Source organism: Propionicimonas sp. (genome assembly GCF_049840635.1).
Lineage (GTDB): Bacteria > Actinomycetota > Actinomycetes > Propionibacteriales > Propionibacteriaceae > Propionicimonas.
Genome location: NZ_JASGKL010000005.1, coordinates 2312570 through 2330118, shown reverse-complemented (window position 1 = coordinate 2330118; position 17549 = coordinate 2312570). Strand labels below are relative to the sequence as shown.

At 72.9% G+C, this 17549-nt stretch carries 17 protein-coding genes; 4 read left to right on the top strand and 13 right to left on the bottom strand.

Features of this window, described 5'->3' with window-relative positions; translation table 11 throughout:
* Positions 1–147 precede the first annotated feature (147 nt).
* Both QM779_RS16340 and QM779_RS16335 read right to left on the bottom strand, forming a co-directional pair.
* On the bottom strand, positions 148–1866 hold the full coding sequence (locus QM779_RS16340) for a S1C family serine protease (RefSeq protein WP_428537380.1): 1719 nt from the start codon (positions 1864–1866) through the stop codon (positions 148–150).
* A gap of 127 nt (positions 1867–1993) precedes the next feature.
* The gene (locus QM779_RS16335) at positions 1994–3466 is read right to left on the bottom strand and encodes a DUF7059 domain-containing protein (protein ID WP_428537377.1); all 1473 of its coding nucleotides are present in this window, start codon (positions 3464–3466) and stop codon (positions 1994–1996) included.
* A gap of 66 nt (positions 3467–3532) precedes the next feature.
* Between QM779_RS16335 and QM779_RS16330 the strand changes: the two genes are divergently transcribed.
* On the top strand, positions 3533–4135 hold the full coding sequence (locus tag QM779_RS16330; protein WP_428537374.1) for an N-acetyltransferase family protein: 603 nt from the start codon (positions 3533–3535) through the stop codon (positions 4133–4135).
* 915 nt (positions 4136–5050) lie between these two features.
* Complete coding sequence (locus QM779_RS16325; RefSeq protein ID WP_428537371.1) at positions 5051–7297, top strand: DEAD/DEAH box helicase; 2247 nt, start codon at positions 5051–5053, stop codon at positions 7295–7297.
* 90 nt (positions 7298–7387) lie between these two features.
* On the opposite strand, the gene QM779_RS16320 is transcribed toward QM779_RS16325, so the two are convergent.
* The 7 genes from QM779_RS16320 to ssd all read right to left on the bottom strand — a co-directional run bounded on the left by QM779_RS16320 (position 7388) and on the right by ssd (position 12379).
* Positions 7388–7840 carry an Rv3654c family TadE-like protein gene (locus QM779_RS16320; RefSeq protein WP_428537368.1) on the bottom strand — a complete coding sequence of 151 codons (453 nt, stop codon included), beginning with the start codon at positions 7838–7840 and terminating at the stop codon, positions 7388–7390.
* Positions 7837–8151, bottom strand: coding sequence for a TadE family type IV pilus minor pilin (locus QM779_RS16315; RefSeq protein ID WP_428537365.1), 315 nt, complete (start codon positions 8149–8151; stop codon positions 7837–7839). Before QM779_RS16315 ends, QM779_RS16320 begins: the two co-directional genes overlap by 4 nt.
* Before the next feature lie 68 nt (positions 8152–8219).
* Positions 8220–8444, bottom strand: a complete 225-nt coding sequence (locus tag QM779_RS16310) for a DUF4244 domain-containing protein (RefSeq protein WP_428537362.1) — start codon at positions 8442–8444, stop codon at positions 8220–8222.
* Between the two features lie 130 nt (positions 8445–8574).
* Positions 8575–9300: a type II secretion system F family protein gene (locus QM779_RS16305; protein ID WP_428537359.1), complete on the bottom strand. Its 726-nt coding sequence runs from the start codon at positions 9298–9300 to the stop codon at positions 8575–8577.
* Position 9301: 1 nt separating this feature from the next.
* The gene (locus QM779_RS16300) at positions 9302–10162 is read right to left on the bottom strand and encodes a type II secretion system F family protein (RefSeq protein ID WP_428537356.1); all 861 of its coding nucleotides are present in this window, start codon (positions 10160–10162) and stop codon (positions 9302–9304) included.
* Positions 10159–11319 carry a TadA family conjugal transfer-associated ATPase gene (locus QM779_RS16295; RefSeq protein ID WP_428537353.1) on the bottom strand — a complete coding sequence of 387 codons (1161 nt, stop codon included), beginning with the start codon at positions 11317–11319 and terminating at the stop codon, positions 10159–10161. Before QM779_RS16295 ends, QM779_RS16300 begins: the two co-directional genes overlap by 4 nt.
* The gene (gene ssd / locus QM779_RS16290) at positions 11312–12379 is read right to left on the bottom strand and encodes a septum site-determining protein Ssd (RefSeq protein WP_428537350.1); all 1068 of its coding nucleotides are present in this window, start codon (positions 12377–12379) and stop codon (positions 11312–11314) included. Before ssd ends, QM779_RS16295 begins: the two co-directional genes overlap by 8 nt.
* Positions 12380–12529: 150 nt before the next feature.
* Between ssd and QM779_RS16285 the strand changes: the two genes are divergently transcribed.
* Together QM779_RS16285 and QM779_RS16280 are read left to right on the top strand one after the other, a co-directional pair.
* Positions 12530–13294 carry a class I SAM-dependent methyltransferase gene (locus tag QM779_RS16285; RefSeq protein WP_428537347.1) on the top strand — a complete coding sequence of 255 codons (765 nt, stop codon included), beginning with the start codon at positions 12530–12532 and terminating at the stop codon, positions 13292–13294.
* Between the two features lie 68 nt (positions 13295–13362).
* Entirely contained in the window at positions 13363–13869 is a 507-nt protein-coding gene (locus QM779_RS16280) for a phage holin family protein (RefSeq protein WP_428537344.1), read from the top strand.
* 18 nt (positions 13870–13887) lie between these two features.
* Here QM779_RS16280 and QM779_RS16275 read toward each other — a convergent pair whose 3' ends face one another.
* From QM779_RS16275 to nth, 4 genes are read right to left on the bottom strand one after another with little or no spacing between them, the layout of a single operon-like run.
* The gene (locus QM779_RS16275; protein ID WP_428537341.1) at positions 13888–15570 is read right to left on the bottom strand and encodes an alpha-glucosidase; all 1683 of its coding nucleotides are present in this window, start codon (positions 15568–15570) and stop codon (positions 13888–13890) included.
* Between the two features lie 14 nt (positions 15571–15584).
* Positions 15585–16235 (bottom strand): NUDIX hydrolase, encoded by a 651-nt coding sequence (locus tag QM779_RS16270; RefSeq protein ID WP_428537338.1) that lies wholly within the window; start codon positions 16233–16235, stop codon positions 15585–15587.
* Complete coding sequence (locus tag QM779_RS16265) at positions 16232–16849, bottom strand: TlpA family protein disulfide reductase (protein ID WP_428537335.1); 618 nt, start codon at positions 16847–16849, stop codon at positions 16232–16234. Before QM779_RS16265 ends, QM779_RS16270 begins: the two co-directional genes overlap by 4 nt.
* On the bottom strand, positions 16846–17541 hold the full coding sequence (gene nth / locus QM779_RS16260; RefSeq protein WP_428537332.1) for an endonuclease III: 696 nt from the start codon (positions 17539–17541) through the stop codon (positions 16846–16848). Before nth ends, QM779_RS16265 begins: the two co-directional genes overlap by 4 nt.
* Between the last annotated feature and the right edge of the window lie 8 nt (positions 17542–17549).

Below are 17549 nucleotides of genomic sequence, written 5' to 3'. Positions count from 1 at the left end.
GTTGCCGGGCGGGACGCGCTTCCCACCCGCGCCTGCGTCAGGCAGGACACGGGCCACGTCCCATGGCGGACCCGGCGGCTCTACACCGCCGAGCTGTCGGAGCCGTGGAGCACGGCCCCGAGGTTCCGACAGGTCGGGCGGACGGACTCAGTTGACGGGGCTGCTGCCCAGGGTGACGGTGGCCGACTTGTGGGAGCCGTTGGGGGCCGTCCACTCGATGGTCACCTTCTGGCCGGGCTCCAGGGCCCGGATCACGGTGGCGAGGTTCGTGCTGGACCTGATCGTCGTGTCGCCCACCTTGGTGAGCCGGCTGCCGGCGGTGACGCCCGCCTTGTCGGCCGGGCTGTCGGCGACGACGTCGGTGATGGTCTTGCCGGTGCCGCCCTGGCTGGAGTCGGACACCTTGATGCCGAGGTAGCCCGCGGGCCCGACCCGGACGGTGCCGGCGTCCTGGCCGGTCTCGATCTGCTGGACCACGGCGAGCGCGGTCGCGATCGGGACGGCGTAGCTGGTCCCCTCCTTCGTCGACCCGGCGGTGGTCATGCCGACCACCTCGTTGTCCGAGTCGAACATGGGGCCACCGGAGTCGCCGGGGACGGCGCCCGCGCTGGTCTCGATCATGCCGGACAGGTCCTCGGTGCTGCCCCAGGGGGAGTCGGAGGAGACGGTCAGGCTCTGGTCGGTGCCGGTCACCTTGCCCGCGGCCTTGACGAGTTCTCCGCCGCCCTCGGCGTTGCCGACCGCGGCGATGGCCGTCCCGACGGACGGGACATCGGTGTCGGTGGTGACGGTGGTGAGGTCGGACGCGTCCTTCAGCTGGAGCAACGCCACGTCCCTGGTCTGGTCGAAGCCGAGCACGGTCGCGGAGTAGGTGTCACCGGAGTCGGCGATGGTCACCGACAGCTTCTCGGAGCCCGCGACCACGTGGTAGTTAGTCAGCACCTTGCCGTCCGCGCTGAGGACCATGCCGGTGCCGGCGGCGAGGCCGGAGGTGGTCTCGGCCTCGATCAGCACGACGCCGGCGGACTGCGCGGCGGTCACGCTGTTGCTGGTGGTGGTGCCGCCGCTCTGGCTGCTGCTGCCGCTGCCGCCCTGCTGCCAGGGGTCGGTCTGCCCGCTGCCCTGCCCGTTGCCCGACTGGGGCTCGGTGGTGATCGTGGGGCTGGACGTGGCGCCGCCGAGCTGGTTCGCAGCCCAGACAAAGCCGCTGCCGCCGAGGACGAGGGCGACCAGGAGTGCCACGACGGCGAGCGGCCACCGCTTCTTCGTCGTGGTCTGGGTGGTCTGGGGCTGGTAGTAGTACTGGTTCGGCGGGTAGTAGCCCTGCTGCGGCGAGTAGCCCTGCGGATACGTGTAGCCCTGCTGGCTCCACGCCTGCGGGTTGTACCCCTGCTGGCCGGTGGCCTGCGGGTTGTACCCCTGCTGCTGGCCGTACCCCTGCTGCTGCCCGTACGCCTGCTGCCCGTACCCCTGCCCATAGTTGCCGTACTGCCCATAGCCGTACTGGCCGTAGGCCTGCTGACCGTAGCCACCCTGCTGGCTGTAGCCCTGCTGCTGGCCGTAGCCGTAGGTCGACGGGTAGCCCGCCTGGCCGCCGGTCGCGTCCGTGGCTGGCGTGGTGGGGATCTGCGCGGTGGGCTGGGTGGGGATCTGCGCGGTCGGCTCCGTGCCGGTGGACCACCCTCCGTCCGCCGGGCGGGACCACGCCGAGGCCGGCAGTTGCTGCGTGGGCTCCGGCGTGCCTGCGGCCGGGAGCACCTGGGTGGGCTCGGACGGGCCGGGCGCCGCGAAGGCCTGGGTGGGTTCGTTCGCCGAACGGTCGTCCCGCGTCCCCAGTGGCTGGGTGTTGTCTTCTGCATTCGTCATGCCCGGCTCCTTGTCTGCTGCAGACCAGTTAAGGCAGGCAGTCCATGAGGAGGCTGTTCGGTTCCTGTGAGAACCTGTGAACCTCGCCCTGTCGTCGTACTGGCCGGGCCGCCGCCCCCGTCCTGCGTCACACGCGGGACGTGGTTGGTGGGCCAGACATCAAGTACCCGTCCGCCACCAGAGTACGGAGCGGCGAAAAGACGTCGGCGAGCAACGCCTCCGGGTCGACGTCGAGCAGGGACGCCACGGCGCCGACCAGCACACCGAGCGGAAGCTCCCCGTCACAGGCGCCGACGATCGCCGCCACGGCCGTGCCCGCCTCGACCGCACGTCCCAGCCCGTACTGCTGCCGCAGGACCAGGTGCTGGGGGTCGGCGGCGCCGGGCTCGCCGATCGTCTCCTGGACGAGCCCCGGCGGGGTGTGCCAGCGCGTGGCCAGGAACCGGTCGTCGGGGAACCGGGACGGCTCGATCGCGTCGAAGAAGTCTCCCATCGCCGCGCCGACCGGCTGGTGGACGGCATGGGGCCAGCTCTCGAACCGCCGCTCGGGACGCTCGCGTCCGGACCGGGACAACGCGAGCCAGCCCAGCCCAACCGACCGGATGTCGTGCGCGGCGAAGTAGTCCAGCCATTCGGCGTAGCGGGTGAGGTACGCGTCGGCGCCGGCGAGGCCCGCGTCCGCGAGCCACAGCTCGATGTACTCGTACGGGTCGAGCCGTTCCCGCTCCAGGACGAGGGCGTCACAGTCGGCGGGGATCCAGTCGGCCAGCCGGTCATCCCAGGGACGTTCGGTGACCGCCCAGTTGCCGAGCACGACCAGCCGGCCACCCTCGGTGAGGTGCGCGGACGCCCCGCTGACCACCTCCTGCATGAGCCCGTCCCCGGCGAAGCCGCCCTCGCGGTAGACGAGGCGCTCGTCCGTCGGAGGGCTAATCACGTAGGGCGGGTTGGTCACGATCAGGTCGAACCGCTCGCCCGCCACGGGCTCATACAGCGAGCCGAGCCGGAGGTCGGCCGCCACGCCGGAGAGCCCGAGGCTGATCCTGGCGAGGTCGAGGGCCCGGGGGTTGAGGTCGGTGGCGACCACCTCGTCTGCGTCGAGGTGGAGGGCCTGGATGCCGCATCCGGTGCCGAGGTCGAGGACGCGGCCGTGGTGGCCGGGCGACACCAGCTGGGTCAGCGTGGTGGACGCGGGCGAGGCTCCGAGCACGAAATCGGTGCGGGGCGCCCCGGGATGCCCGTCGAGGGGGGTCTGGTCGGAGCAGATCCAGCCGTGTCGGACGTCCGAGCCGTGCGGCTTGAACTCGACCGTCGCGCGCAATTCTTCTGTGCCTGTGACGAGGGCGGCGGCGCGGAGCGCGGGCAGGCTCTTCAGGGTTTGGAGCCGGGCCGCCGGGACGGGACGCTGCAGCAGCCAGAGCCGGATCAGGTCGGCCTGCGGGTCGTCGGCGTCCCCGAGCGCGCGGGTCGCGGCCATGGTCGAGTTGCGGCCGAGACCGGCCAGGGCCGCGTCCCCGAGGCGGGCGGAGACGCCGTCGAGGGTGTAGTCGGCGGCGAGCAGGTCGTCACGGAGGGCAGCGATGGCGGAGTCGTCGAGCACGCGTCCAGCCTGTCACGCCGCAGCGTGGGCGTCGGTCGCGTCCCGGCGGCTGCCAGACTGGGGGCCATGCCGTTCGACGCCGTGGACGCCCAGCACAGGGTGGGGCGGTTCGTGGTGCGCCGGGCGCGTCCGGACGACGCTGAGCAGTACAGCAGGGTGGACGCCGAGCTGGTCACGACGACGTACGCGGACGTTATGCCGCCCGAGTTCGGGGAGCGGCAGCGGGCGGACGTCCCGGCGTCGGCGGTCGCTGCGCGAGAGGCGTTCGGACGGGACCTGGCCGACGAACGGTCCGGCCGCGAGCCGGCGCGCCGCACGTGGGTCGCGCTGGAGGGCGAGCGGATGGTCGGCATCGCGGTGAGCAGCGGAACTCCCCAGTCGTGGGAGGAGGCGATCGGCGCGTCGCCGGTAACGGGGATCAGCCGCCAGCTCGACCACCTGTATCTGGACGCGTCCACCTGGGGCAGTGGCCTGGCCGACGCCATGCTGGACCTCGCGCTGCCCGATCGATCGGTGGCGTACCTGTGGATCGTCGGAGGCAACGACCGCGCCTGGCGCTTCTACGCCCGCCACGGCTTCGTGGGCGACGGCCGCGACTACGAGTGCGGCCCCCTCTGGTACCACCGCACCCTCCACCGCATGGTGCGTCGGGACCTCGCGGCACCCTGAGCTCGCGAGTCGTGGACGCCCCCCGCTGTGGTTGGACACCCGACCCTCGTCCTCCCGACGAAAGCCGGGATCTCCCCGACGCAGCCGACACCACCCACACGGAGATCCCGGGTCAAGCCCGGGATGACAACAGCCGCAGACACAGCTCCCGTCCACCCTGAAGTGGACCGTCGTGCGGCGTAGTCACGACAATCCGTCCACCTTGAAGTGGACGGCCGAGTCTGTCATCCCGGCGAAAGCCCGGATCTCCCCGACGCAGCCGACACCACCCACACGGAGATCCCGGGTCAAGCCCGGGATGACAACAGCCGCCTGCTCAGCCCCGTCCACCTTGAAGTGGACCGTCGTGCGGTGTCGTCACGACAATCCGTCCACTTTGCCGTGGACGCGACCGCCGCCCACCTCGTAGTGGACGGTTCTGCGGCGTAGTCACGACAATCCGTCCACCTTGAAGTGGACGGCCGAGTCTGTCATCCCGGCGAAAGCCGGGATCTCCCCGACGCAGCCGACACCACCCACACGGAGATCCCGGGTCAAGCCCGGGATGACAACAGCCGCGGACACAGCTCCCGTCCACCCTGAAGTGGACCGTCGTGCGGTGTCGTCACGACAATCCGTCCACTTTGTCGTGGACGCGACCGCCGCCCACCTCGTAGTGGACGGTTCTGCGGCGCAGTCACGACAAACGGTCCACCCTGAAGTGGACGGCCGAGTCTGTCATCCTGGCGAAAGGCCGGGATCTCCCCGACGCAGCCGACACCACCCACACGGAGATCCCGGGTCAAGCCCGGGATGACAACAGCCGCGGACACAGCTCCCGTCCACCCTGAAGTGGACCGTCGTGCGGCGTAGTCACGACAATCCGTCCACCTTGGCTGGGCGGCGGGTGTCGGTGGGGGGTGGCAGGCTGGGGGCGTGGCGGTTCCGGAGTGGTTGGCGAGCGACGAGCGGGTCCGCCACCACTTCCACCGACCGGCGGCGGCGGGGGTGACCGCAGAGTTTCCGGAATGGGTGAGCGGGACGGTGCGGGACGCGTTCGGTCGGCTCGGGGTACAACGACTGTGGGCACACCAGGCGATCGCCGCCGACACCGCCTTCCAGGGACGCCACGTCGCGCTCGCGACCGGCACGGCGTCGGGGAAGACCGTCGGCTACCTGCTGCCCGTGTTGGCCGCGACCGTCGACAACCGCATCGGCTTCGCCGTGCCCGAAAGGGTGCCGCTCGACCTGGGTCGGGGCCACAGCGCGCTCTACCTCGCCCCGACGAAGGCCCTCGCCCACGACCAGCTGCGCGTCCTCACGTCGCTCGACGTCACCGCCAAGGTGAGCGCGCTCGACGGCGACTCCGACCTCGTCGAGCGGCGGTTCGCCCGTGACTTCGCGCAGGTCGTGCTGACCAACCCCGACATGCTGCACCGGTCCGTGCTCCCCCGCCACCCACAGTGGGTTCGCCTGCTGTCCACGCTGCGGTACGTCGTGGTCGACGAGGCGCACCGCTATCGCGGAGTGTTCGGCGCCCACGTCGCCGCCGTCCTCCGGCGGCTCCGACGACTGGCCCACCACTACGGCGCCGATCCTGTCTTCATCAGCGCGTCCGCAACGGTCTGCGGTGCGGGGGAACTTCTCGAACGGCTGGCCGGCGTCGACGCGGTGGTGGAGGTCGCCACCGACACCTCGACCCGACCCGCGCTCGACTACCTGCTCTGGCGTCCGGAGGGCGACCCGCACCACGAGGCGGCCGACCTCCTGGCCCGCCTCGTCGACGACGGTCGCCAGACCCTGGCGTTCACCACATCACGGGTCCAGGCGGAGCTGGTCGCCCTGCGCGCGCAACGAAGGGTCGAGTCCCCCGCCGCTGTGGCGTCCTACCGCGGCGGCTACCTCGCCGAGGACCGGCGCGAGCTGGAGGCGGGCCTGCAGAGCGGCCAACTGACCGGTGTGGCCTGCACGAACGCCCTCGAACTGGGCGTGGACATCTCCGGGGTCGACGCGGTGATCAGCTGTGGCTTCCCCGGCACGGTCGCGGCGCTGTGGCAGCAGGTCGGACGCGCGGGACGGGCCGGACGCGACGCCCTCGGCATCCTGATCGCCAGGCCGGATCCGCTCGACGCGTACCTGTGCGAGCACCCGGAGCTGATCTTCGACCGGCCGGTCGAACGCACCGTGCTCCACCCCGAGAACCCGCACGTCCTCGCCCCGCACGTCGCTGCCGCCGCACAGGAGTTGCCCGTGACCGCCGCGGACACCCGCTGGTTCGGCGCCACACTGCCGGGGCTGCTCGACGGACTCACCGCCGCCGGCCACCTCCGGCGGCGGGCGTCGGGCTGGTACTGGACGCGCGCTGACCGCGCGGCCGACCAGATCGACCTGCGCTCCGTCGGCGGACGTTCCGTGGAAGTCGTCGAGGAGGCGACCGGACGGGTGATCGGTCAGGTCGACCCGGCCGCCGCCGACCGCACCGTCCACGAGGGCGCTGTCTACCTCCACCAGGGGGGCCAATGGCGCGTGGTCGGCTATGACCCTGATTCGCACGCCGCGCTCGCCGTACCGGATCGGCCCGGCTACTTCACCCAGCCCCAGAGCACCGCGGAGGTCCGGGTGGTCGAAGAGCTGCGAGGCCGACCGCTCGGCCCCGCCCGGCTCAGCTTCGGGGCCGTCGAACTCACCAGCCAGGTGACCGGCTTCCTGCGCAGGGACGAGGCCAGCGGCAAGGTCTGGGACAGTGCACCGCTGGACCTGCCCCGCCGGGTGCTGCGCACCCGTTCGGTCTGGTTCACGGTCCCCGACGACCTGCTCGCCGCCATCCCGCCCCGTGACCTCGCGGGGGCCGCGCACGCCGCCGAGCACTGCGCGATCGGCCTGCTCCCCGCCTTCGCGCCGTGCGACCGGTGGGACATCGGCGGGCTCTCGACCACCCTCCACCCCGACACCGGTGAACTCACCATCTTCGTGCACGACGGCCACCCCGGCGGCTCCGGGTTCGCCGAGCGCGGCTACGAGCTCGCCGAGGCATGGCTGCGGGGCACCCTCGATCGACTGCGCACCTGTGAGTGTGTGGCCGGCTGCCCGGCCTGTGTCGTGTCGCCGAAGTGCGGTAACGGCAACCAGCCACTGGCCAAGGCCGCCGCCGCAACCCTGCTGGCCCTCGTGCTCGAGTCCTGAGGCTCCCGGCCCGGCGGCCGCCGAGGGCTCCCTGCCCGGCGATTCGCCGACGCTCTCCGGCATCGGCCACCGCGGGGCTGCCGCGATCGCCTACCCGCTCGCCAGCCCCGTCCTTCCGGCCGTCGCGGAGGCCGTCACCGCACTGGGGAGCACGGGCGAGGGTGCGGCCACCCGCCGGCTCACCGTCACCGAGACCGCGAACTCGAGGATGTCCCCTCGCACGCTGCACGACTGCAACACCACGCCGTTCTGCGCGGCCAGGACGCCGGCCGTCACGCACGCATCCTGCCCTTGCGCGAACGCGGCCGCCGCGGACAACGCGACCAGGTCCGCCGAACCGCGGGCATGGTGGAGGGCGGCGACGTACCCGGCCACGACGACCAGCACAGCGCCAACCAGCATCGTCACCAGCAGGACGCCGGCGACGAGCACCGTCCCCACGCCCCGCTCCGACACCTGCCGCAGGCCGGTCCGCCGACGCAGCGGACGCGACCCGTCCGGCTCCGGGATCGGCACCGTGCGAGCCGGACGCCCGCCGGTCATGACGGCTCCTCCACGACGGCGGCGCTCGCCTCCAGCGGCACGGCGGGCAACCAGCCGGCCCAGGGCCGGGCCGTCACCTGGACGCGTACCACGACCTGCTGCCCGACCCTGCTCACCAGCACGCGCGCGCCCTCCGGCCGATCCTCGATCGCCCTCGCCGCGGACGAGTGGTCGGCCCTGGCCTCCTGGCGCGCGACCTCGGCAGCCGTGTCCTGGCATCGCACCAGCAGGCCCACCAGCGCGAGCGCCCACGCGACCAGCACGCAGGTGAGTGCTGCCCCGAGGCTGGCGAACGCCAACTCCGCGGTCACCATCCCCCGCTGGGCCGGCGGCGGCCGGCCGGGGATCTCCCGGCCGGCCCGAACCACGGGGCGTCGGTTCACACCCCACCCCCCATCGCCTGCATCACGAGCTTGAACAGCAGCTGGACGAGCTTCCAGATCAGGCCCTGGAACTCCCCGTTGTTGATGATCGCCAGGATGATCCCGACGAAGCTGACGGTCGCCACCGTGCCGACCGCGTACTCGGCCGTCGTCATGCCCCGGGAGTCCCTGCGCCCGCTGCGACGTACGCCGTCCGCCCCTGCCACCAGTTGCCCTGCCATGCCTGTCTCCTTCCCTCGGCGCCCGAGTGGACGCACCTCTCACCCTCGGCAGCGGAGCCCCGGAGCGCTCATCGACTTCTTCGGCCTGTGGACAACGCTCCGGAGCGCCCTCGGCTGTGGAAAACCCGGCTCACGGGAGCAGGGGGAGCATGACGCCACCGATGATCGGGACGACCCCGAGCAGGAGGAACGCGGGAAGGAAGCAGACCATCAGGGGCAGGACACTCTGCACGCCCACCTTCCGGGCCCGCACCTGAGCCGCCGCTGCCGCCTCCTGTCGGGCGTCGACACCCAGCGCACGCAGGGTGCGGGCGAGACCGACACCCGACGTCACGGATCGCCCCACCTCCCGCCCGAGCGCCGCCAGCGACGGCTCCACCGCGCCGAGCTCGGTCCAGGCCACCGCCTCGTCCGCCCCCAGCCGCACCTTCGCCACCACCTCGCCCAGCCGCTCGCCGAGGGGACCACCCATCGCCTCCGCGACCGCTCCGGCCGCCGTGCGCAACGGCAGCCCGGACTCCAGGCACACCGCCAGCAGGTCGCAGGCCTGAGGCAGGTCGTCGGCGATCCGTTCCCTGCGCCGCGTCGCCGCCGGGTCGAGAAGTCGTCCCAGCACGAGATAGCTGGCCACCCCGACCGCGGCCGCCGGGCCGACGGCCCACCAGCCGAGCCCGGCCACGAGGATCAGCGCAGCGCCGCCCGTCGCCAGGGAGGCGAGCACACGCTCGCGCGACGGCCCGTCCCGCGCGGACCGGGGACGTTCCCGGCCCGGGTCGCGCAGCCGCGCGCCGGGCGTGGGCCGCCATGCCAGGATCGCCGTCGCAAGGAGGGCGGCCGCGACCATCGTCCAGGGCACGTCAGCTGTCCTTGTCGTCGACAACGCGTCTCTGGTCTGTGGCCGATACCCGCTCCTCCGTCGGCGTGGCGGCCCGGGGCGCGGCGATGCGTTCGGTCCACAGCACACCGGCGCAGCCCAGACCGGATCCGAGCACCAGACAGACCTGACCGACCACCGAGCCGGTGAGGAAATCGAAGGGGTCGCCCCCGAACGAGTAGCCGAGCAGGACGCCCACCGCAGGCAGCACTGCGAGGAGGCGACCGGTGGCCAGGGATGCGGAGAGCTCGGTGGCGACGACGTTCCTGACCGCACGACGCGCGGAGAGCCGTTCCGCGAGCGAGTCGAGCGTCGCAGTCAGCGACGCGCCCGTCCGCTCGGCCACCTCCCAGGCGACCGCCAGCTCCCCGAGGCCACCGCGGCCGGCCTCCCTGGCCCGTGCGCGCAACACCGGGCTGACGGAGCCGCCGATTCGCTGGACGGCTGCCGCCTCGGCGAGCACGGGTGCGTCCCTGGCCGCCAGGTGGAGGGCCGCCGCGGGGACGTGGCCCACCCGCAGCAGCCCGGCGAGCAGCTGGCACGCGTCGCTCACCCCGGCGGCCCGCGTCTCCGCGCGCGCACGCCGCCGGTGGGAGCGCCAGACTGTCACGGCGGTGAGGACGGGCAACGCCGCCGCGACGGCGATCGCCGCGCCCGGGACGCCCCGCAGCAGGAGGCCGAGGACGCCCGCCGCCCCCACGGCGGCGACCGGCAGCAGCCCACCCAGCCGGGCGACGCCCCCGGGCCTCGCGCCGCCCGTCCCGTCCCGCAGGCGAGCGGTGGGCGGCGGCCCCCAGAGCAACCACCCGGCCAAGGCCGCTGCCAGAGCGGCGAGGAGGGTCACGGCGCGTCCGTTCCGCCGACCAGGCGGCACAGCTGCTCGTACCCGTCACCGGGAACGCTCGCCGCACCCGGACGGAACCGGATGGCCGGCACCACGACACAGCGCCCGGTCGCCGCGTCCGGGCGGACCAGCCTGACCTCCTCGACCCAGCGACGACCGTCGGACAGCCTGCGCACGTGGACGAGCACCTGCAGCGCGGCGGCCAGCTGCGCGTGCAGGGCGTCCCTGCCCATCCCGCCCAGCGCCCCGAGCGCCTCGAGCCGCGCCGGCACGTCGGCGGCGGAGTTGGCGTGGACGGTGCCGCAGCCGCCCTCGTGCCCGGTGTTCAGTGCGCTCAACAGGTCCGCGAGCTCCGCTCCGCGCACCTCGCCCACGACCAGCCGGTCCGGGCGCATTCGCAGCGCCTGCCTGACCAGGTCGGTGAGGGTGACCGCTCCGATGCCCTCGGCGTTCGGCGGCCGGCCTTCGAGCCGCACGCAGTGTGGGTGCTCGGGCTGGAGCTCGCGCGAGTCCTCCGCGATCACGATCCGCTCCGCGGCGGGGACCAGGCCGAGCAGCGCCCCGAGCAGGGTGGTCTTGCCGGCGCCGGTGCCTCCGGAGACCAGGAACGCCCTCCGCGTCGACACCAGCCCCGCCAGCAGTGCGGCGCCCTGGTCGGTCAGGCTCCCGGACGCCACCCAGTCGGCGATGCTCAACCGGTTCCGGTTCGGCACTCGTAGCGAGAGGCACGTCCCCGAGTCCGCGACGCACGGCAGGACCGCGTGCACGCGCACACCGCTGGCCAGCCGCGCGTCCACGAACGGAGACCCGTCGTCGAGGCGACGACCCACCGACGCAGCCAGCCGGACGGCGAGCCGCCGGACCTCCGCCTCCCCCGAGAAGCGGACCTCCGCGCGCTCCAGCCCCTGGCCGCGGTCGAGGTACACCTCGTCAGGAGCGTTCACCAGCACGTCGGTCACGCCGGGGAGCCGCAGCAGCGGGTCGAGGATCCCCGCGCCCACACTGTCGCGCCGCAGTGCAGAGACGGTCTGCCGGACGGCCGACTCGCTGACGAGCATCCCCAACGACCGCAGCGCGGCCCCCACCTCGACCGGGCCGGGCTCCTGGCCAGCGCTGCCCAGGTGGGCGCGCACCGCCTCCAGATCGACGTCAGCCATGCGTCTCCTCCTCGCCGACGAGGTCCCGAACCAGCGCCACCACGGCCCGCCGATAGCGTCGTCGCGCCCCCCGGGCGGGAGGCTCGCCCCGCTCGGCCGCGGCAGGGAGGCCGGACTCGTCGGGGAGTCGGGCGACCACAGGGCGGCCGACCGCCTCCGCGACCAGGTCGGACGCCAGCGCACCCCTGCCGCCGCGCAGCACGAGCTCCGCCCTCTCGAGCCCGAGCACGGCGACCGTCTGTCGGGCTGCGGCCGCCCCCCGCACCCCGACGCCCACCACCAGAAGCTGACGTCCCGCCAGCCGGACGGCTTCACGCGTGCTCGCGGCGAGCGACCGTCCCGGGTCGATCACGACCAGCGAGTGCCACGCGCACAACGACCCGACGATCGCGGCGAGCGGCTCCCGCGCGAGATCGACGGCCTGCCCGCGCGCCATCGAGACCACAGAGACGCCGTCGACCACCGGCAGGTAGCCCCTCAGGTCACCCAGCCGGCCCTCCGCGCTGCTGAGCCGGGGCCAGCGCCAGCCGCCGGCGCGCTCCGCGCCGAGCAGCAGGTCGATCCCGCCCCCGGTCGGATCGGCGTCCACCAGCGCCGCGCCACCGGACCCGTCCGGCGACGCGCGCTCCCCCGCCACCTGGGCGATGGCGGCGGCCAGGGTGGAAGCCCCCACCCCACCCGAGCCGCCGACCACCGCCACCACCGGCGCCCTCGCCCTGGCCGCACCGTCGGCGAGCACGGACCCCAGCCACGCCGCTCCCTCGGGCAGCGGGATCACCTGGGCCTCCAGCGGCGCGGACCAGACCGAGAGTTCCGCGGGATCCGCACCCACCAGGAACACCCCTCGCCGGTGTGGCAGTGCCCGCGCGACGACACGCTCGGCCTGGTCGTCGGCCACGAGCACGGTTCCTGCGGATCGCCACGGCAGGACGAGCCGGTCGGGGTCGGTCAGCACCTCGGCGTCGAGCGCCTGCGCGGCGACGGCTGACAGGATCGCGTCCTGCGTGTCACCCGGCCCCGCGACGACCAGCACGTCCCTGCCCCGATCCACCCCATCCACGCCCGTCATCCTCGGCAGCGGCGCGCAGGACCGCTCACCCGACTTCCGCACCTGTGGACAACTCCGCGGGCGGCCCGAGTTGTCCACAGCCTGCGCGCCGGGCGGAGGTTCGACGGCGCCATCCCGACCGGCCTCGCCTACGATGCGGGAATGACCAACGGGAGCCCCGGGTCCTTCCCCTCGGCGGCGCTCGACTGGCTGGCGCCGGTCGAGCCCGGTGTCGTGCTCGCGATCGGAAGGCCGTCCGCGGTCACGGCGAATCGGCTGGCCGACCTGGGCAGCCGGGTCCTGCTGAGCGACAAGTCCGGCTCGGCCGTCCGCGCCACCAGGCGTCGCTACCCGTCGCTGCAGGCCGTCGCCGCCGCCCCGGACGCGCTCCCGTTCGTGCCCTGCTCCTTCGACCAGGTGCTGGTCGCCCAGGGGCTGCACCTGCTGCCGAGCGGCCTCGTCCTGGACGAGTTCGCCCGCGTCCTCGCCCCCGGTGGGCGGCTCGCCGTCCTCCACACCGCCAGGGACGACTCCGTCCCCTGGGTGCGTCGGCTGGCGACGATCCTGCGCGAGTACGACCCGGACGCCATGACCGGCGGCGCCGAGCTGTACTCGGTCGCCTCCATCGCTGCCTCACCGCACTTCCCCGTCGTCGAACACCGGTCGTTCCGGCTCTGGGTGCCGATCACCAGGGACGGGTTGCTGGAGATGGTCAGTGCTGCCCCGCGGCTCTCCGTCCTCGAGCAGGCGGACTCGGACCGCCTCCTCGACGAGGTCGGGCACCTGTACGACACCTCCGCCCGCGCCCCCGAACCCCTGCTGCTGCCGTACTCGGTGATGTGCTGGCGCGCCGCCGTCGACCACAGCGAGCTCAGCGCGGCGATCCGCGGCGCGGACGAGGGGTTCGGAATCAACTTCCCGTGGTGAGGTCGCGGGCAGTCGGGGTACCGGTGCAGCCGTTAGGCTGACAACCACAGCGCGCCGAAGGAGCTCGAATGGCCGACAAGTCCGACCTCGCCGAGGTGATCAAGAACATCCAGGCCGACGTCACCACCATCGTCAAGGGTGAGATCGAACTGGCCAAGGCGGAACTGGTGCCTCAGGCGAAGGCCGCCGGCGTCGGCGCCGGGCTGTTCGGGGCCGCGGCCTACGTGGCGCTCAGTGGTGCGGCGCTGCTGTTCAGCGGCCTGGCGTTCTGGCTCTCGGTCGGGTTCCAGGCGTGGTTCCACCTCGACCTCCTGCCTGCTCTCGCCTGGGGGTTCGCGGTGATGGCCGTGCTGTTCTTCGTCGCCGCCGGCGTCCTCGCCCTGATCGGGAAGAGCCGGCTCACGTTCTCGCCGCCGGAGGCGACCGTGGCGAACGCGGAGGCGTCCGTCGCCGCGGTGAAGTCCGCCGTCGCCAAGGGCAAGGCGGACGTGGACGCCCTCTCGCTCACCGGCCGACGTCCCGAGCCCGAGCTCGAGGCCGCCAGCCCGTGGTCGCGTCCGGGGAGCTCGTCCTAGCGCGGTCGCCGCCGCGACTCAGGCGAGCCGGTAGATCCGGGACTCCCAGCCCGCCAGCTCGTCACCGGTGCTGTCGTGGGTTCCCAGCAGGACCTCGGCACCCGAGCGATCGGGCAGGTCGGACGGGAGCGCGACCGGCTCCGACGACCAGTTCGCCACCACCAGCAGCACCTCATCCCCCAGCGTCCGGGTGTAGCAGAACAGGCGCTCGTCCTCGGGCAGCAGCAGCGCGAAGCGACCCTGCCGCACCACCTCGAGGTCGTGGCGCAGCGCGATCAGTCGCCGGTAGTGGTGGAACACCGAGTCGGGGTCGGCGATCGCCGCGACCGCGTTGATCTCCGCGTGGTTGGGCGTCACCGCCAGCCAGGGCGTACCGGTGGTGAAGCCGGCGTTGGGCGAGGCGTCCCACTGCATGGGGGTGCGGGCGTTGTCACGGCTCTTGAACGCGATCGCGGCCAGCAACTGCGCCGGATCGCCACCTCCCGCGACCGCCTCGGCGAAGAAGCGGGTCGACTCCAGGTCGTTGTACTGCTCGATCGAGGTGAAGCCCGCGTTCGTCATGCCGAGCTCCTGGCCCTGGTAGACGTACGGCGTCCCCTTCAGCAGGTGCAGCGTCGTGGCCAACGTCTTCGCCGAGGCCACCCGGAACGGCTCGGAGTCGTCCCCGAACCGCGACACCGAGCGGGGCTGGTCATGGTTCTCGAAGTAGAGCGAGTTCCAGCCGACGTCGGCCATCTCGTCCTGCCACTCGGCAAGGTTCGCCTTCAGCGCCGGCAGGTGCAGCGGGACCACGTCCCACTTCATGCCGGTCGGGCCGTTGTCGATACTGACGTGCTCGAAGGTGAACACCATGCCGAGCTCTCCGGCGGCCGGGTCGGTGTGGGAGCGCGCGGTCGCCGCGTCCACCATGATCATCTCCCCGACGCTGAACAGCTCCTTCTCCGACAGCCCGACCTCGCGGTTCATCTCCCGCAGGAACTCGTGCAGGCGCGGTCCCTCGACCACGATGGACGGGTCGTAGCACAGCCCGCCGGGGCCGTTGGCGGGCCCGTCGGCGAGCGGGTAGGTCTTCGAGATCAGGTTGATCACGTCCATCCGGAACCCGTCGACGCCGCGATCGACCCACCAGCGCATCATGTCGTACACCGCGTGCCGGACCGCAGGGTTCTCCCAGTTGAGGTCGGGCTGCTTGGGGCTGAACAGGTGCAGGTAGTACTGGCCGGACGCGGGGTCGAACTGCCAGCCCGGTCCGGAGAAGAACGACCCGGCGTTGGTCGGCTCGGCCCCGGGGCTGCCCGGCTCGTGGCCGTCGCGGGCCGGACGCCAGATGTACCAGTCGCGCATCGGCGAGGACAGGTCGCGGGAGTCGGCGAACCACGCGTGCTCGTCGGAGGTGTGGTTGACGACCAGGTCCATCACCAGCTTGATGCCGCGGGTGTGCAGGCCCTCGATCAGGGCGTCGATGTCCGCCAGGGTGCCGAACAGCGGGTCGATGTCGGTGTAGTCGGAGATGTCGTAGCCGTTGTCGTCCATCGGCGAGCGGTACACCGGGGACAGCCAGACCACGTCGACACCGAGCGCGCTGAGGTGGTCGAGGTGGGCGGCGATGCCCCGCAGGTCGCCGACCCCGTCCCCGTCGCTGTCCGCGAAGGACCTCGGGTAGATCTGGTACACGACCGCGCTTTGCCACCAGGGAGCCATGTCCCCATCCTCGCCTACGGGCGCTCCCGCAGGAAACGTCCGGGGATCTCGGTGACGCGGGACGCGTCCCAGGGCTGCGTCCAGCCGAGCAGGTCGAACAGCCCGTCGAGCAGGAACGCGGTGAAGCCCCACACGTACAGCTCGCCGAGCGCGAACGCGGGCCCGCTGAAGCCGCCGGGCAGCATCCACGTCGACCGGTGGGCCGGGTCGAGCAGGCTCGCGACGGACACCTGGTGCACTGCCGCGACCTCGGCGGTGTCGACGGGCACGAGCGGACGCGGGTCACCCCACCAGCCGACGACGGAGGTCACGTCGAAGCCGCTGCGCGGGATGTGGGCGTCCGGGAGGGCGCCGAGGACCTCGACCGTGCCGGGCGGGACGCCGACCTCCTCGTCCGCCTCCCGCAGGGCGGCCGCGACCGCGTCGGCGTCGGTGGGCTCCATCGAGCCGCCGGGGAACGCGACCTGCCCGGCGTGGGTGCGCAGGTCGGGACGCTTCTCGATCAGCGGGATGTCGTAGCCATCGGCGCCCTTGCTGAGCAGGATCAGGACGGCCGCCCTGCGCTGGCCGGTCGGCACGCGGGCGCCGCGGATGAACCCGAGCGCGTCGGGACGGGTGAACCGCTCGCGGGCCGCGAGCAGCTCCTCCGGGACGGGGGTGCTCACTCGCCCAGCCCCTTGGCGACCCACTCCTGCACGTTCTCCAGCGAGATGAACTGACCGGGGTGGCGGGCGACGATCCTGCCGTCCGCATCGATCAACAGCGAGTACGGGATGCCGGTGATGCCCAGCGGGGCCTTCAGCGTGTTGTCGAGGTCGGACAGCTGGGGGTAGGTCGCACCCATCAGTTGGGCGAAGTCGATCGCCAGCGCGGGCTGCGGGTCGGAGTAGTTGATGCCCAGCACCGCCACGTCCCTCTGGGACGCGGCGAACGCGGAGATGTGCGGTCCCTCGTCGCGGCAGGGCTCGCACCACTGCGCCCACAGGGTGATCAGCATCGGCCCGCGCAGCCCGCCCAGCCGGACCGTCGAGTCCCCGCCGAGGCAGTCCAGGGTGACGTCGGGCAGGCCGCCCTTCACCGCGGGCAACGACGAGCTCGGTGGGCAGTCCTCGATGCCGGCGGCCCGCCGCGCCGAGACCAGGTCCGTGGGCGTCGCCGTGGCCGTGGCGGACGGGGTCGCCGCTGCCCCCACGCCCGGCAGCAGGCCCGCGCACCCGGCGGCCACCAGCAGGGCGATCGCCATCCCGAACGCCCACAGTGAGTAGTGCCAGCGCTTCATCCGCGGGGCTCCCGGACGAGCTTCGCCGCCACGGCGGGGTCGGTCGGACCCTCGCCGTAGGCGGGGCACAGCGGGGCCAGCGGGCAGGCGCCGCACGCGGGTCGACGGGCGTGGCAGCGACGCCGGCCGTGCCAGATCACCCGATGGTTGAGCGAGATCCAGTCCGACGTCGGGAACAGCGCGCCCACGTCGGCCTCGACCTGGGGCGGCTTGTCGGACTGCGTCCAGCCGAACCGTCGGGAGAGCCGGATCAGGTGGGTGTCGGTGGTGATGCCGGGGACACCGAAGGCGTCGGTGAGGACCACGTTCGCCGTCTTGCGGCCGACGCCGGGCAGCGTGACGAGTTCCTCCAGCGTCCCGGGCACCTCGCCGCCGTAGCGCTCGACGAGGGCGGCGCCGAGCTTGAGCAGCGCCTCGGTCTTGGCCCGGAAGAAGCCGGTGGGGGTGATCAGCTCCTCCAACTCCGCGCGGTCCGCCGCGGCCAGCGCCGCCGCGTCCGGGTACCGCGCGAACAGGAGCGGCGTGACCGTGTTGACCCGGCGATCGGTCGACTGGGCGGACAGGACGGTGGCGACGAGCAGCTGCAGGGCGTTGGCGTGGTCCAGCTCGCAGTGGGCGTCCGGGTACAGCTCCCCCAGCTCGTGGTGGATGGCCCGCGCGCGGCGCACCAGCGCGGTCCTGGACTCGGCCACGACCACCC

Coding starts and splice junctions, on each gene's coding strand:
- QM779_RS16310 (WP_428537362.1), bottom strand. CDS start 8,444: ATGGCAGGGCAACTGGTGGCAGGGGCGGACGGCGTACGTCGCAGCGGG.
- QM779_RS16330 (WP_428537374.1), top strand. CDS start 3,533: ATGCCGTTCGACGCCGTGGACGCCCAGCACAGGGTGGGGCGGTTCGTG.
- QM779_RS16295 (WP_428537353.1), bottom strand. CDS start 11,319: ATGGCTGACGTCGATCTGGAGGCGGTGCGCGCCCACCTGGGCAGCGCT.
- QM779_RS16340 (WP_428537380.1), bottom strand. CDS start 1,866: ATGACGAATGCAGAAGACAACACCCAGCCACTGGGGACGCGGGACGAC.
- QM779_RS16320 (WP_428537368.1), bottom strand. CDS start 7,840: ATGACCGGCGGGCGTCCGGCTCGCACGGTGCCGATCCCGGAGCCGGAC.
- QM779_RS16285 (WP_428537347.1), top strand. CDS start 12,530: ATGACCAACGGGAGCCCCGGGTCCTTCCCCTCGGCGGCGCTCGACTGG.
- QM779_RS16280 (WP_428537344.1), top strand. CDS start 13,363: ATGGCCGACAAGTCCGACCTCGCCGAGGTGATCAAGAACATCCAGGCC.
- QM779_RS16275 (WP_428537341.1), bottom strand. CDS start 15,570: ATGGCTCCCTGGTGGCAAAGCGCGGTCGTGTACCAGATCTACCCGAGG.
- QM779_RS16265 (WP_428537335.1), bottom strand. CDS start 16,849: ATGAAGCGCTGGCACTACTCACTGTGGGCGTTCGGGATGGCGATCGCC.